The following is a 12,987-nucleotide window of genomic DNA, read 5'->3' on the forward strand; positions in this document are numbered from 1 at the left end:
CCTAAAACAATAGTAATTTAGCCGAAACTACTGTTTTGGCACTTTTCTTTCGGCACAGTCATAGCAAGAATGCGTCTCTAAAGCTAGCTTTGGCGGAGCGTTGCCGTGCCGCGCAGGCGCACCGTCAAAGCCCTCCGATCGCCATGATGCATCCTAGGGCGCCAGCGCCCGGGCGCGGCATCTACGTGCTTCCACACCGGAGCAAGGGTCAGCGATCACGCGGTCATGAAGACTCTCGTGCGCAACGAGTGGTCGAGACCCGAGCGTTGGTCCTGTAAGGACACGCCGTTGCCAAAGGGTTTGCGCGGCGCGGCGGCCGCTGACTTCGAAGCGCTGGACACCGCGACCCGTTTCTGCGCCTTGATGGAGAGCGCGGAGATCGCGATTCAATGCGCTGGTAGTTTATCGGGGCGGCCCAGAGATGGTGCAGCTGGACGCTTCTGGTCGTAGTCGCCCCGCTGACGGGCGCGATCGATTAATCAATCCTCGGCGGGGCTAGCGTGCATCGTGGTTGCGTTGACCCTCTCGTCAAACGTCATCAACCCCACCAAATCGGAGAAGCATTGCGCCCACCAATCGATGTCAAGGAGCCTAACCTTGTTGATCGCGCAACGCCCTCGAAGCTTTAGACGTGCGCGAGCACCTGCTCATAGAGCTTGCGAAAATGCTCGGGAATGACCGGGCCGCGAAAGCCGCCGGGAAAGACGATCTGGGTCACGCCCCAGATTTCGACGCGCCGCTTGAGCTCGGCGATCGACTCCTCCACCGTGCCGATCAGATTGGTAGGCGCGTAGCGGACCGCCTCAGGATCCATCCCCAGACCGCCGGCCATCGTTATTAGCGCCTGGCGGGTCTCGGCCTGCGAGTCGGTAAGCTTCCAGTTGAAGATGACATTGCTGAACCTAACCGCGTCGGGCGCGCGTCCCAGGCGCCGCACCTCCTGGCGTACGAATTCGATCTTGGCCCGCATCGAACCGTCGGTGGCCCGACGCACTTCTTGCGGGGTGAAACGGCCCACACTGCCCAACTCCAGGATGATGTTGACCCAGTCGGCGTGCTTGGCCGCAGTTCTCAGCAGGCCGCGGCCGCTGCCGCCGACGATTATCGGCGGATGGGGCTGGGACAGCGGCTTGGGAAACAAGACCGCGTCGCGCAAAGTATAAAAGCGGCCCGCCAAGCTGGTGCGCTCCTGGGTCCACAATCCGCGGATGGCGGTCAGCGCTTCGTCCAGCATCGCCAGCCGCTCGTCGATCGGCGGGAAGGGGATACCGATCATGCGGAATTCGCTTTCCATCCAGCCCGTGCCCAGCCCAGCCACCGCCCTGCCGCCGCTAATCTGATCGAGCGTGGCCAGGCTGCGCGCCACCAACGCGGGATGGCGAAAGAGATTGCACAGGACGAGATGGCCGATGCGAAGGCGCCGGGTGGCGTGCGCGACCGTCGCTGCCAGGAGCATCGGATCGTAGTTATAGCGGCGCGGATTGATGCCCTGGCCGCCAGCGCCTTCGTGCACGAAATGGTCGGCGAACAGGATCAGGTCGAAGCCCACGTCCTCGGCCATTCGCGCTGTTTCGAGCACCTGCGCGAGCTCCAAATTATCCAACGTGATGCCGAATTCCATCGCCTTCAGGTCCCAAGCCGTGGGAAGAGGGCCAGGGCGTTGCCGCGTTCGATCGCGGTACGGCTGGCGGCGTCAAGTTCGTAGCGTGCCAATCCCTCCACCGAATGGGCCGCGCTCACAAAGGGATAATCGCTGCCAAAGAGGATGTGGGAGCGGGGAACGAAGGCGAGCAAGGCGGCCAGAGCCGGCGCGCTCACTGCGTTGGCGCAATCGTAGTACAGTTTCTTGAGTTCGAAGTTGCTGCCCCGGGGGTTGCGCTGGGCGGCCTGCGGCAATCGATCGATATTGCAAATACGCTCGGACAGAAAGGGCACCGTGCCGCCACCATGGGAGAAAATGAAGCGCACCTCGGGATGGCGCGTCAGCGTGCCGGTGAAAAGCAGGCTGGTGATGGTACGCGTGGTGTCCAGGGGAAATTCGATGGTCTGCGGCAGCAGGCCCGCAATCAAATTGGCGGTGCAAGCCTGCACCGTGGGATGGACATAGACCAGGGCCTTGCGCCGGTTGAGCTCCTCAAAGACCGGCTCGAAGGCGGGGTCGCCCAGCATCTTGCCGTCGTAATTGGAAAGCAGGCCGATGCCATCGGCCTTGAGCGTATCGAGGGCATATTCGATCTCCCTGAGAGCGCCCTCGACATCGGGCGGCGCGACCACCGCAAAGAAGCCGAAGCGACCCGGATAATCGCGCACCATCGCCGCCGCCTGCTCGTTCCATTCGCGCGCCAGACGGCGCGCCGCGACAATATCGCCGAACCACACCCCGGGCGTGGAGACCGAGCCTATCGCGGCGGCGATTCCGTAGCGATCCATCTCCTCCAGCGCGCGCTCGGGCGTCCACTGCAAGAGCGCAGCACCGCCGATGTTATGGCTGTAATTGGTGATACGCTCGTGCTCTTCGCGCATGTAGCGCTGAGGCAAGAAGTGAAAATGCACGTCTATCCGATGGGCCGCTGTGTCCGTCATGACCGAGCCCTCCGTTAATAGCGCAGTCTCCCGTAATCACTTCGCCCTGAACGACCGCCGGGGTGGAGACGCTGCACGGGTGCATTCGCCGGGGCCACCCCGGCTCCTTCTCACTTCTGATGCTCGCGGATGAACGGGATCGCCAGACGCTCGACTTCGGCCTGGGCGTCCCAGTGGACCATGTGCTTGCAGTTGTCCACCAAGTGAAGATTGAGCGCGGGATGGAGCTCTTTGAGCATCAGAGCGCGCTCCAGGGCGTGAGCGCGATCGTTCTTTCCGTAGATCAGCAAAAGCGGCAGCTTGAGCTCCAGCATCCGCTGCCACAGCGGAATTTGTTCGGCACTAACTCCGCCCTCGCCTGCGCTCATGCGCGCGACGTGATAGGCGAAGGCCCGGCCGGTGCTGCGGCTGTTGCGCAGGGCGACTTCGGCCGCAGTTATCAGTTCGGTATGGAAGATATCGGCTTCCATCATCTTGCGAGTTTCGGCCAGGGTCGGTTCTGCCTCCGCCATCTGCCGATCCACGCGCCGCGCCACCGCGTCGTAGCGCCCTTCGACGTCGCCGGGCAGCGCGGGCAAAAGCGCTCCGGTGCCCAGGATCACGATGCAGGAGTAGCGCTGAGGCTCGCGCAGAGCGAGCTGCACCGCGGTCGCGCCCGAGCGCGAATGCGCCACCAGGGCGACGCGTCCCAGCTCGAGGGCGTCGATCAATTTCGGTACCGAATCGCGTTGTTGCGCGTAGGACTGGACCGCCGGCGCTGTGCTCAGGCCGAAGCCGGGAAAATCGAAGGCAATGGCGCGCATACCGGCCGCCGCGAAGGCGTCGAGGTTGCGCAGGAAGACGTCCGACGAGGAACCCAGCGAGGCGCCGTGCATGAAAAGCACCGGGGCGCCGCGACCACGCTCGAAGTAGCGTATCGCGCAACCGTCAACGGTCACATAGTGGTCGGCGGGCCGCTCACGCAAATGGGCATTGACCGCACTTGGATTGATTTCGGTCTCCATCGGCTTCTCCTATTTGGAAATTGTCGCCACTGGCTCGTCGGTCGTTCTCTCAAGCTGTACCGGTCAGTCCAGTCCACTTCCTGAGTCCTATTTGAAGGGCACCTGCTAAATTTTGGAGATGAAGAACAGGGCGCGCAGCCGCTTCGGAGTTAAGGAAATCAGAGGCTATCACCATCTGGTCACTCACCACCATATGGTTAATGACCGCATCATGGCCGTCTACCTGCCAACCCCAGGGGGACGGACCGCCAAAGAGCACCATAAAGTCTTCACGGATTCCCGTTTAGAAACCTCGCCCCTGCCAGACTCATACCGCAATTAAGCGCAGTAACGCTAGTTTCCCAAAACCACCGCAAAGGAGTGGGGATAGGCGGGTTCGCGCTTTATCTTTGCGGCTCGTAAGAGGGTCTATTACTTATCACCCTGTTTTCTAGCCGCACCTCAGCCGAGGGCGGCCGAAGTAGTTCGGAGAATTCTTCCGGCGCGCGCTCGAGCAATGAGCGCGGCGTGCCCCTCCTCGACATAGCAGATCTCATTCGAGCCCCATGGATAGCTCCCAGCGAGCTTGGCTTTGTTGAATTTCTAACGCCGCCATCGCTCAGATCGCGCCTAGCTCACCGAGACCATACGCGGCCAAGCCAGCTTCGCCTTACGCGGGCTCCATCCCAAAGCGACGTTTGATCGGGATGGCCTCTGAAGCGTTCAAATAAGCTACCACCGCCCGCGCCTCGTCTACCTGGGTCGCGAGCGCCCCTATCCCGATCGAAAAGGTAGTCACGGACTGGATGGGCGGCGGCAGGATGCCGACGATGTCGATCCCAGGCTGACCCAGAAATTCGCTTAGTTGCTGGATGCCGATCGCTGCCTCGCCGCCCGCCAACAGGGTGGCAACCGGAATGCCCGGCTTTGCTTGCACAAGGCGTCCAGGCTGGGCGGCGGTATCGAATCCCCACGATTTCAGAACCGCTAGGAGCTGCGTGCCGCTTGGGCCGGTCGAATAGCCGATAGAACGCGCATTCATCAGAGCGACCCTGACCGCCTCCTCGCTGCCGATATTGGGCCGCGGCTCGCCGGCGCGCACCGCCATCGCCATTGGGGAGCGCGCGAACGGAACCCGGCTTCCAGCGACAAGATGTCCCTCGGCTTCCAGCGTTCCAATCGCATCGTCGGCGAGGATAACAAGATCAAAGACTTCTCCTGCCCGAACGCGCCTGGCCGCATCGACGCCCCCTACTGCTTCGATCGAAACCGTGCAGCCGGTCGCCGTTCGATATCCAGCCAGGAGTTCGGTCACAAGCTGGCGCGTCGCCATCGACAATATTGCGGTTATCCTGACAGCCATGGTTTCTCCAACTTTGCGGGTAGCAGGTTATTTTGGCTTGCCCCTGCGGGACTTTGCGTGGCCGCGATCAACTTGCGGCGGCCGTCGAAGGCCAGCTCACTCCGTCATTATCAAAAGTCTGCGAATTCTGGGAAAGTGTCAAAGTACCCGGCTCGCCGCTAAACAAAACTTGGGACAGCCTGCCGAGTCCATAAGGGACCATAAAGAAACCGACTTTCCATGCGGTTGGCCTTACCCCTTTCGGTATCCCATTCGTAACTTAGTGTCGGCCTAGGTTTTGGTTCGTTTTTCTTCGCCGAGTTTTTCAGGCCGCCCTTCATGATCCGAGGGCGGTCGAAAAACGACCAAGTTTTGCATCCGAGGCCAGAGCTCGCACTGCACCGCGCCGCCGGCCAGCTAAGCTCCTGGCCTGCCGGCCCAGCGGTGCGCGCGGCGAACTAGCTCCTTGTTAATGGCGCGAACACACCGGGCGTAAGATAGCCGAGACGCGAGTACGGCCGCTCGCGATATGCTGCATGCGCCACTGCCAGATCTTGCGCCGCGCGTCCAGTGAGACCAAGACCTGCTCGTTGAGGCAGATATAGACCCAACCTCGGCGCAAGGCTGTTTGGTGATGCTGAGAACCGGTTGCTCACAGATATCTGGCCTTTTGCCGGGGTGAGACTTTGACACCCCTGGCCCTGATGGAGATTACAAATCCTTGGGCGATCCTCGCGGCCTGCCCGTGCCGCGGCTGCTCCCGTACTTCCGAGATGCTGATAGGCTTGTCGAGGATCTCGCCGGGATGCTCCAGCATCGGCTCCGCTGGTTTTGTTCACGATGCCGTCACTTGACGTATTTCACTACAAAGTAATTTTCGCCAACTTTGACTCTATTCATTTAAATAAAGCTAAAACGTTTGCCCCGGAGCTGAAAAATAACTTATAGATAGGCTGGCTCGCACGGGACGCGCCGTCTATCACCTGGAGCACGCCGTCAGACCAGAGGCGCAATCAACCCACCGCGAGCGTGGAAATGACTGATGCTCGAGCAAGCTTTGCTAAGATGGGTAGGCTTCGGCCTGTTGCTTTCATTGTTGATCGCCGGCTGCGGCTCATCGGGATCGAGTTCCAGCAATCCCCAGCCCTGCGCGTTGACCTACTGGGTTTCCACCGGCGGCAATGACAGCTCGGGCGACGGCAGCGCAAGCGCGCCGTTCCTAACCCTGGATCGCGCCCGCCTGGCTGTCGCGCAAAACCCGCAGCGAGGCCAATGCACGATCAACGTCAATATCGAGAGCGGGACCTATGCGCTCACCGCGCCGATAATCTTCGGTCCGTCGGACTCCGGCTCTCCGCGGGCCCCAGTGGTTTATCAGTCCGCGCCCAACAATAGCCAGCCAGTGGTGATTTCCGGCGGTGTTCCTGTGACCAACCTCACCTGCTCGGCCCTCAACATCTGCACCGCCCCGGTCTCAGGCTTGCCAGCGGGCACAATGCCGCGACAGCTTTACGTCAACGGCCAGCGCGCCATCCGCGCCCGCTCCAATTACGGCCAGGCGGTCAACTTAAATTACATTCGTGGCTCCAACGGTTATACCCAGATAATACCGCAATCCCTCACCCATCCCGAATTGGTCGAAGCGGTAACCGCGACGCAGTGGAAAATGATGCGCTGTCCGGTGGCAAGCATGACCGGAAACTTTCTGCAAATGCAAAATCCATGTTGGGACAATGCCAATACATACCCCAGTCCCTGGAATTTTCAGCTGCTTAGCTGGTTGGAAAATGCCCCTGAGTTCCTGACCCAGGCCAACATGTGGTACCTCGATCCCTACAGCCAGCAGCTCAGTTATTACAACACCGCTAGTACGCCGCCTCAGAGCGTGATTTTGCCGGTGTTGGAAAGTCTGATTCAGGTGATCGGAACAGCAAACAGTCCGGTGACAAACATCACATTTCAGGGGTTGCAATTTTCTTATGCCACCTGGCTCGAACCCAACTCCGACAACGGCTACGTCGCCGATCAGAGCGGCAATATCCTGATGGGCAACAACTACGCCGCCAACGTCATCGGCCATCAGCAGACGGTATACAAGACCCCTGGCAACATAACCCTGCAGTACGCGCAAAACATTACGTTCAATAGCGACAAATTCATTCATCTGGGCGCAGCCGCGCTGGATCTAGACACTGGCAGTCAGAATAACACCGTCCAAAACAGTATCTTCAGCGACATTTCTTCGGCCGCGATCGAGATCGGAGGGTTCGAACCGCAAGACATGCGGCCAAATAGCGCGCAGGTTACCAGCGGCAATGTGGTCAAGAACAATGTTATTTCATATACCGGGCGCGACTACTATGACAGCGCGGGAATTCTGGTCGGCTTCACGACCGGCACCGTGATTACCCACAACACCATCAGCCATACCCCCTGGAGCGCCATTTCCATCGGCTGGGGCTGGGGATTGTTCGACCAGCCAAGCTTTCCGGGGTTGCCCCATGCGGTCCCCAACATGTGGGGTACCTATAACACGCCGACGATCGCCAGCAACAACGTGATCAGCAGCAATAAATTCGACAGCTTTCTGGAGCAGCTGTGGGACGGCGGCGCGATTTATACCAACGGCTCCCAGGGCCAGAGCTTTGCCAACGGTCTCTTGATCACCCTCAACGTCGCTGAGAACAAACGGCCGGCCGCAGGGAGCAACATCTATTATACCGATGGCGGCAGTCAGTACGTCACGATGACCCAGAACGTGTCGCTTAACGACCCGGTCGGTACGGTCGATTTTGGCCCTTGCCTAACTGGCTCCTCGATCGTCCCCTACTGTGCCACCACTGGTGTTCTCCCCTACGGCTCCGACATGGGCGGATGCCTCCCAGTGGGAAATCTGACTTATAACCAGAATTATTTTCTAGACACGGTCGATTTCTTCGGTCCGCAGATCTGCCAGAATAGTTACATCCCGCCCTATCCCGTCAACCTGACTTTCACCAACAACGTGCCCACCACCTCGGCGGCGCAGGTACCCAACTCGATCCTGCTTCAGGCCGGCGCGCAATGATCGAGCGGGCGCGGCAGACGGGGACGGTGCAATGGCGCTCTTGAGCCGTCGCTGTGGAAGCTCGTCACCCGGAAGTAAAGAAATCCTCATCGAGCTTTTTTTAAGTGTAGTGTTCCTTCGATCCGTACTCCGACATTGTACCTGATCATCAGTTGCGCTAACTGCTGACCGTCGATCAGTACGATTCTCCGGGTTATCTTTTCTGCGAACGCGCGGGCTTGAGGAGTGAAGTACGAAGTTGTTACAAAAACTCCTTTGTTTGCTTTGGCGCCTTCGAGGCTCCCGGCAAATCCCCGGATCTCTGATTCGCCAACCCCGCTGTCCGGCTTATAGCGTTTAGCCTGGACATATACGCGGTCTAGACCAAGCGCGTCCTGGTCAATTACGCCGTCAAGCCCGTTGTCCCCGCTCCCACCTATCGCCCGCCCAGCGTCTTCGCGGGCGCCTCCGTAACCCATGCTCACGATCAGATTCACAATAGTGGCCTCGAAAAAGGCCGGTGACGTTTGCAGGAGCCTGTCCAGCAGTTCGACCCGCAAGGTTTTTTCGATCTCTTGGTGAGTCGCGCGTAGCAGCTCGTCCGGCGTCTGCCCGGATCTCTCCACAATTTCACTCGCTGTGTCGGCCGTGCCGGTACTTTCCCGGGGAGCGCGGCGAAATTCCTCGAACTCAGGGAATTGCGAGAGGAGCTTAATGTCAATGCGCTCGGGACGGCTGGCTAAGATTTGTCGCCCCCGCTCCGTTGTCTCGAAGTAACCGCGGCGTGTTGGCCTCAGGAGCCCGGCCTTGGAGAGATAGGTTTTAGCCCATCCCGCCCTGTTGGCCAGAACTGTCTGCCTCCCGCTGGGTAGGAGCTGCCGCCTTTCCTTGTCAGTGATATGAAATTCTTCTGCCAGTCTTTCCACCAGATCGCTTAAACGGGTTTCGCCGTCCGCTGCAGCGCTAAGAACCGGAAGCATCAAGCTCTGGAAATCTGGTACCGCCATCTTTGGCTTCTAAGCCCTCGCCGTGTCGAGCCTTGGCTCGCGTGCTCAACCGATAAAACAGAATTTACCGCCTCCGACGCCCGTCAGTGACGCAAGCTTACCTAGCGCGTTGTATATACCCCACAGGAGCTCGCTTGCCACCTCCACGGGTCGGTCAAGCAATGGGCATTCGTTCTGCTAAGGTGCAAATGGGCTCAGGGCGTAACGCCAAAAGGTCGAGAGCCCGGCGGCTCGGTCAAGCGGCACAGAATTATTCAGGAAAAGGAGGCTCGCCCGTTTGGAGCCGCGGACGGGAGAAATCAGGAGGGTTTGACCTCGCTGGGCTTGATCTCAACGGCCGGGGCGGGCTGGGTGGTTGAGGAGGCCGTGGTGGTCGTGGAGGGCTTGACTGGCTCAGGCTCGTTGACCGCCTTTTTGAAATCGCGAATGGCACGGCCGAGCGCGCCGCCTACGTCACCCAGTTTGCTGGGGCCAAAAATGACCAGAATTATCAGCAACAAAATCAATAGATGGGAGGGTGCGAAGATATCCATCTCTGCTCTCCTGCGCCGCCGACGCGGCCTTGGCTGAATTGTATCGCGAGCCCGCCCCGATTACCACGCCCGCGGCCGCCTCACGCGCTACGAGCGGCCATATCGCCATGCTCGATGCCGTCATCCAGCTTGAGCCGCTGGACCTTGCGGTAAAGGGTCGAAAGGTGGATGCCGAGGATTTCCGCGGCCTTGGCCTTGTCACCACCGACCTTGGCAAGGATGCGCTTGATGTGCTCGCGCTCCAATTCCTCCAAGGTAAGTTCAAAACCCTCCAGGTCAGTGGTCGCGATGCGGGCGTGATGGAGTTTATCGGGCAGATCTTGGGAGTGAATCACCTCGGTTTCGGCTAAAATCACCGCGCGCTCGACCGCGTTTTCCAACTCTCGCACGTTGCCCGGCCATTGGTAATTGATCAGCAGGCGCATCGCGCCCTTGGAAAACCGCATCCCCGAGCGCTCATGATTCTTTTCATACTTGGCCAGAAAATGGTTGGCCAGCAACGGGATGTCATCCTTGCGATCGCGCAGCGCCGGCAGCTTGAGAGTGATGACGTTGATGCGATAGAGCAGCTCTTCGCGAAAGCGCCCCTCGCTCACTTCGCGTTCGAGATCACGGTTGGTCGCGCATAGCAACCGCACATCGAAGCGCACCGGTTCGTTGCCCCCGACCGGATAGCATTCGCGCTCTTGCAGGGCGCGCAACAGCTTGACCTGCAATTGCAGCGGCATCTCGCCAATTTCGTCCAAAAACAGCGTGCCCTTGTCCGCCGCCTTGAGCAGGCCGACCTTGTCCTGGGTGGCGCCGGTAAAAGCACCGCGCTTATAGCCGAACAGTTCGCTCTCCAGCAGGGTCTCGGGCAACGCACCGCAGTTGATGGGCAGGAAGCGGTTGTCGGCGCGCTCGGAGCCGAAATGAATCGCCCGTGCGACCAGCTCCTTGCCGGTGCCGGACTCGCCAGCGATAAGAATGCTGGAGTCGGTGCGCGCGACTTTTTCCATCAGCCTAAAGATCTGTTGAATGGCGTCGCTTTTGCCGATGATGCTGCGAAAGCTGTACTTGTCGCGCAGTTCGCGCCGCAAAAAGCGGTTTTCGTGAAACAACGACTTCTGCGCCAGTGCGTTGCGCACCACGGCCAGCAGATGATCGTTGGCGAAGGGCTTGGTCAGGTAGTCGTAGGCGCCCTTGCGTAACGCATCGACCGCCGATTCCACGCTGGCGTAAGCGGTCAGGATGATCCCCATCACTTCGGGATCCAGCTCTCGCATCTGGCCCAACACGCTCAGGCCGTTGCCGCCATGCCCCAGGTTAAGATCCAGGATGGCGACATCTACCTTTTCGCTTTCGAAAATCGACAACGCCACCTCGGCCGCGTGCGCCTCGCTGACCTGATAACCCTCGGCGCGCAGCAGGTTGGCGATAATCGCGCGCATCAACTCCTCGTCTTCGACCAAGAGGATGCGATAGGGCTGCGCAGAGGCCGTTGCGGTGACTGGATCGTTCATTGGGCTGGCGCGCCGTTGGCGGGAACGCCCGCTTGTTCCGCGGGCCGATAGGTCGGCAAATAAATCTTGATGGTGGTCCCTTTGCCCACTTCACTGTCAATCTTGATACCGCCACGGTTGGCCAGCACGATTCGCTGACAGAGCGACAGGCCCAGCCCCGCTCCAGCTCCGGCAGGCTTGGTGGTGAAAAAAGGATCAAAGACCCGCTCCAGGTGTTCGCGCGGAATGCCGATACCGTTGTCGATGATCCGCATCAGCACCCGTCCGGCCTGGCGACCACCATGGCCATGATGGTCGTGAGGTTCGGTGACAATCCTGATTCGCCCGCTCCCGCTCTGCACCGCATCGGCCGCATTGAGCAGCAGATTGAGCAGGACTTGTTGGATCTCGTTGTTGTCGGCGAACACCAGCGGCAGGTCGGCGGCCAGCTCGGTCTCCAGCGTGACCCCGTGAAAGCGCTTGTTATAGCTCACCAGCCGCACCGTCTCCGTGATCAAGGCGTTAAGATCGATCGCCTTGCGCTTGGCCGAAGAGGGCCGAGCGAAGTCCACCAGATCTTTGAGCGTGGCCGAGATCCGGGTGATCTGGGCCAGAATGGTGTGCAAGGTGGTGCGCCGCGTCGAATCGCCCTCACCGGGTAGCAGCGATTGCACCAGCGAGGAGATCGAGGCCAGCGGATTGTTGACCTCGTGGGCTACACCGGCGGCGAAAGTGCCGGCGGCGGCCAGCCGCTCGGCTTTGAGCAGCTCCTCCATCATCTCGCGCTTTTCGGTCACGTCATGCAGGATTACCTGGATAAAGCGATTGCTGCCGTAGGGGATAAGCGCCGAGTTGACGTCGAAGAACCGCCCCTCGGCCAAGGGTAAATCGTAGGCTTGCGCGGCTCCCTTTTCCAACACCGTGTGGAGATGGGACAGCAGGGCAGCGGCAATGCCTTCGTTACCGGCTAATTCCGTGACGTGGCGCCCCAGCAGCGAGGTGGGCGGCCCTTCGTAGCGCAGCGCATTGCGTACCAGGCTTTCCGCCGCCGAATTGGCGCCAATAATACAGAAGCTGGCCGGATCGATTTCCCACATCGGATCGGGCGCGCGATCGATCGAGTTGCGGTACTTCTCTTCCGAAGCGCGCAGGGCTGCCTCGCGCGACTCGATATAAAAGCCTGACACCATCATGCGCAGTTCGTCGATCGCCGCCACCACCGCGTCACGCACGATCTCCAGCTGGCGGCCGCGCAAGCTCATTCGCACCTGATGCAGGATGGTCTGCTTGAGGGCGATGTGGACCATGTTGAACTGCGAGGGATTGGCCTGCGCCAGCATCCCAACCTGGCAGTGGCGGCGCAAAAAGACGTAGCCCTCGATGTTTTCGGGTTCGCGCAGATGGGCCACGAAACGCACCAGCGCGTTGTGCAGATCCTCGCGCCGCTGGCGGCCCAGGATATCTTCAACCGCCTTCTTCCACTGGTCCAGAATGGCGTCGAAGTGACGCTCGATCAGTTCAGCGAGCGCGAAGCGCGCCTTGAGACTGGCCGACTCGCGGCTCCAAGCGTCGTTGAATTGCGTATTAAGCAGCCGCTCGATAATTTCCAGGTGGCTGCGCACCGCCGTAGCTTCTTCGGCCGAGACTCCGCCCTCGCCCCCCTCCACCTCCCGCCTCCCAGCCGCCGTCTTCTCCAAACATCCGGCGGTCTTGACCGTGGAATTGCCGCCGGCAATTTCACGTCCTGGTCGCGCGCGCATCTGCTAATCCCCCGGTGAAGGATGTTACTGGCGGAGATATAACACCCGTCCGATCTCCAAGCTATAGGCCCTCTTTTCGCCACCGTGGCAAATTGCAAAACCGTTCGCGTAAAACTGTACCAGACGCAAAAAGTTAATCGCATCGCCGAATTGAGCCAAGCTCAAGTCGTCCAAATCGGGCAAATCCGCTGATTTAGCTGCTTTTGCTTTGGCACAGCTTTCGCTTTTAACACGTCGAGCCATGACCAACTT

General features: G+C 59.9%; 10 protein-coding genes. 1 reads left to right on the forward strand and 9 read right to left on the reverse strand.

Features of this window, described 5'->3' with window-relative positions:
- Nucleotides 1–625: 625 nt before the first annotated feature.
- The 4 genes from VKV28_15920 to VKV28_15935 all read right to left on the reverse strand — a co-directional run bounded on the left by VKV28_15920 (nucleotide 626) and on the right by VKV28_15935 (nucleotide 4,899).
- The gene (locus tag VKV28_15920) at nucleotides 626–1,621 is read right to left on the reverse strand and encodes an LLM class flavin-dependent oxidoreductase (protein ID HLH78291.1); all 996 of its coding nucleotides are present in this window, start codon (nucleotides 1,619–1,621) and stop codon (nucleotides 626–628) included.
- A gap of 5 nt (nucleotides 1,622–1,626) precedes the next feature.
- Nucleotides 1,627–2,583 carry an amidohydrolase family protein gene (locus tag VKV28_15925; GenBank protein HLH78292.1) on the reverse strand — a complete coding sequence of 319 codons (957 nt, stop codon included), beginning with the start codon at nucleotides 2,581–2,583 and terminating at the stop codon, nucleotides 1,627–1,629.
- A 110-nt stretch (nucleotides 2,584–2,693) separates the two neighbouring features.
- Nucleotides 2,694–3,587 carry an alpha/beta fold hydrolase gene (locus tag VKV28_15930; protein ID HLH78293.1) on the reverse strand — a complete coding sequence of 298 codons (894 nt, stop codon included), beginning with the start codon at nucleotides 3,585–3,587 and terminating at the stop codon, nucleotides 2,694–2,696.
- Nucleotides 3,588–4,236: 649 nt separating this feature from the next.
- Complete coding sequence (locus tag VKV28_15935; protein ID HLH78294.1) at nucleotides 4,237–4,899, reverse strand: substrate-binding domain-containing protein; 663 nt, start codon at nucleotides 4,897–4,899, stop codon at nucleotides 4,237–4,239.
- Nucleotides 4,900–5,950: 1,051 nt separating this feature from the next.
- On the opposite strand from VKV28_15935, the gene VKV28_15940 reads away from it, so the two are divergent.
- Nucleotides 5,951–7,975 (forward strand): right-handed parallel beta-helix repeat-containing protein, encoded by a 2,025-nt coding sequence (locus VKV28_15940; protein HLH78295.1) that lies wholly within the window; start codon nucleotides 5,951–5,953, stop codon nucleotides 7,973–7,975.
- A gap of 86 nt (nucleotides 7,976–8,061) precedes the next feature.
- Here the strand turns inward: VKV28_15940 and VKV28_15945 are convergent, their stop codons facing one another.
- From VKV28_15945 to VKV28_15965, 5 genes are all read right to left on the reverse strand, one after another.
- Nucleotides 8,062–8,961, reverse strand: a complete 900-nt coding sequence (locus VKV28_15945) for a restriction endonuclease (protein ID HLH78296.1) — start codon at nucleotides 8,959–8,961, stop codon at nucleotides 8,062–8,064.
- 299 nt (nucleotides 8,962–9,260) lie between these two features.
- Nucleotides 9,261–9,494 (reverse strand): twin-arginine translocase TatA/TatE family subunit, encoded by a 234-nt coding sequence (tatA, locus tag VKV28_15950; protein HLH78297.1) that lies wholly within the window; start codon nucleotides 9,492–9,494, stop codon nucleotides 9,261–9,263.
- An 80-nt stretch (nucleotides 9,495–9,574) separates the two neighbouring features.
- Nucleotides 9,575–10,996: a sigma-54 dependent transcriptional regulator gene (locus VKV28_15955; GenBank protein HLH78298.1), complete on the reverse strand. Its 1,422-nt coding sequence runs from the start codon at nucleotides 10,994–10,996 to the stop codon at nucleotides 9,575–9,577.
- Nucleotides 10,993–12,735 carry an ATP-binding protein gene (locus tag VKV28_15960; protein HLH78299.1) on the reverse strand — a complete coding sequence of 581 codons (1,743 nt, stop codon included), beginning with the start codon at nucleotides 12,733–12,735 and terminating at the stop codon, nucleotides 10,993–10,995. Before VKV28_15960 ends, VKV28_15955 begins: the two co-directional genes overlap by 4 nt.
- A 24-nt stretch (nucleotides 12,736–12,759) precedes the next feature.
- A complete protein-coding gene (locus VKV28_15965; GenBank protein ID HLH78300.1) occupies nucleotides 12,760–12,978 on the reverse strand; it encodes a hypothetical protein in 219 nt (72 codons plus the stop codon).
- Nucleotides 12,979–12,987 lie beyond the last annotated feature (9 nt).

The organism is Candidatus Binataceae bacterium (genome assembly GCA_035294265.1).
Taxonomy (GTDB): domain Bacteria; phylum Desulfobacterota; class Binatia; order Binatales; family Binataceae; genus DATGLK01.

Coding starts and splice junctions, on each gene's coding strand:
- VKV28_15965 (HLH78300.1), bottom strand. CDS start 12,978: ATGGCTCGACGTGTTAAAAGCGAAAGCTGTGCCAAAGCAAAAGCAGCT.
- VKV28_15925 (HLH78292.1), bottom strand. CDS start 2,583: ATGACGGACACAGCGGCCCATCGGATAGACGTGCATTTTCACTTCTTG.
- VKV28_15945 (HLH78296.1), bottom strand. CDS start 8,961: ATGGCGGTACCAGATTTCCAGAGCTTGATGCTTCCGGTTCTTAGCGCT.
- VKV28_15930 (HLH78293.1), bottom strand. CDS start 3,587: ATGGAGACCGAAATCAATCCAAGTGCGGTCAATGCCCATTTGCGTGAG.
- VKV28_15935 (HLH78294.1), bottom strand. CDS start 4,899: ATGGCGACGCGCCAGCTTGTGACCGAACTCCTGGCTGGATATCGAACG.
- tatA (HLH78297.1), bottom strand. CDS start 9,494: ATGGATATCTTCGCACCCTCCCATCTATTGATTTTGTTGCTGATAATT.
- VKV28_15940 (HLH78295.1), top strand. CDS start 5,951: ATGCTCGAGCAAGCTTTGCTAAGATGGGTAGGCTTCGGCCTGTTGCTT.
- VKV28_15960 (HLH78299.1), bottom strand. CDS start 12,735: ATGCGCGCGCGACCAGGACGTGAAATTGCCGGCGGCAATTCCACGGTC.
- VKV28_15955 (HLH78298.1), bottom strand. CDS start 10,996: ATGAACGATCCAGTCACCGCAACGGCCTCTGCGCAGCCCTATCGCATC.
- VKV28_15920 (HLH78291.1), bottom strand. CDS start 1,621: ATGGAATTCGGCATCACGTTGGATAATTTGGAGCTCGCGCAGGTGCTC.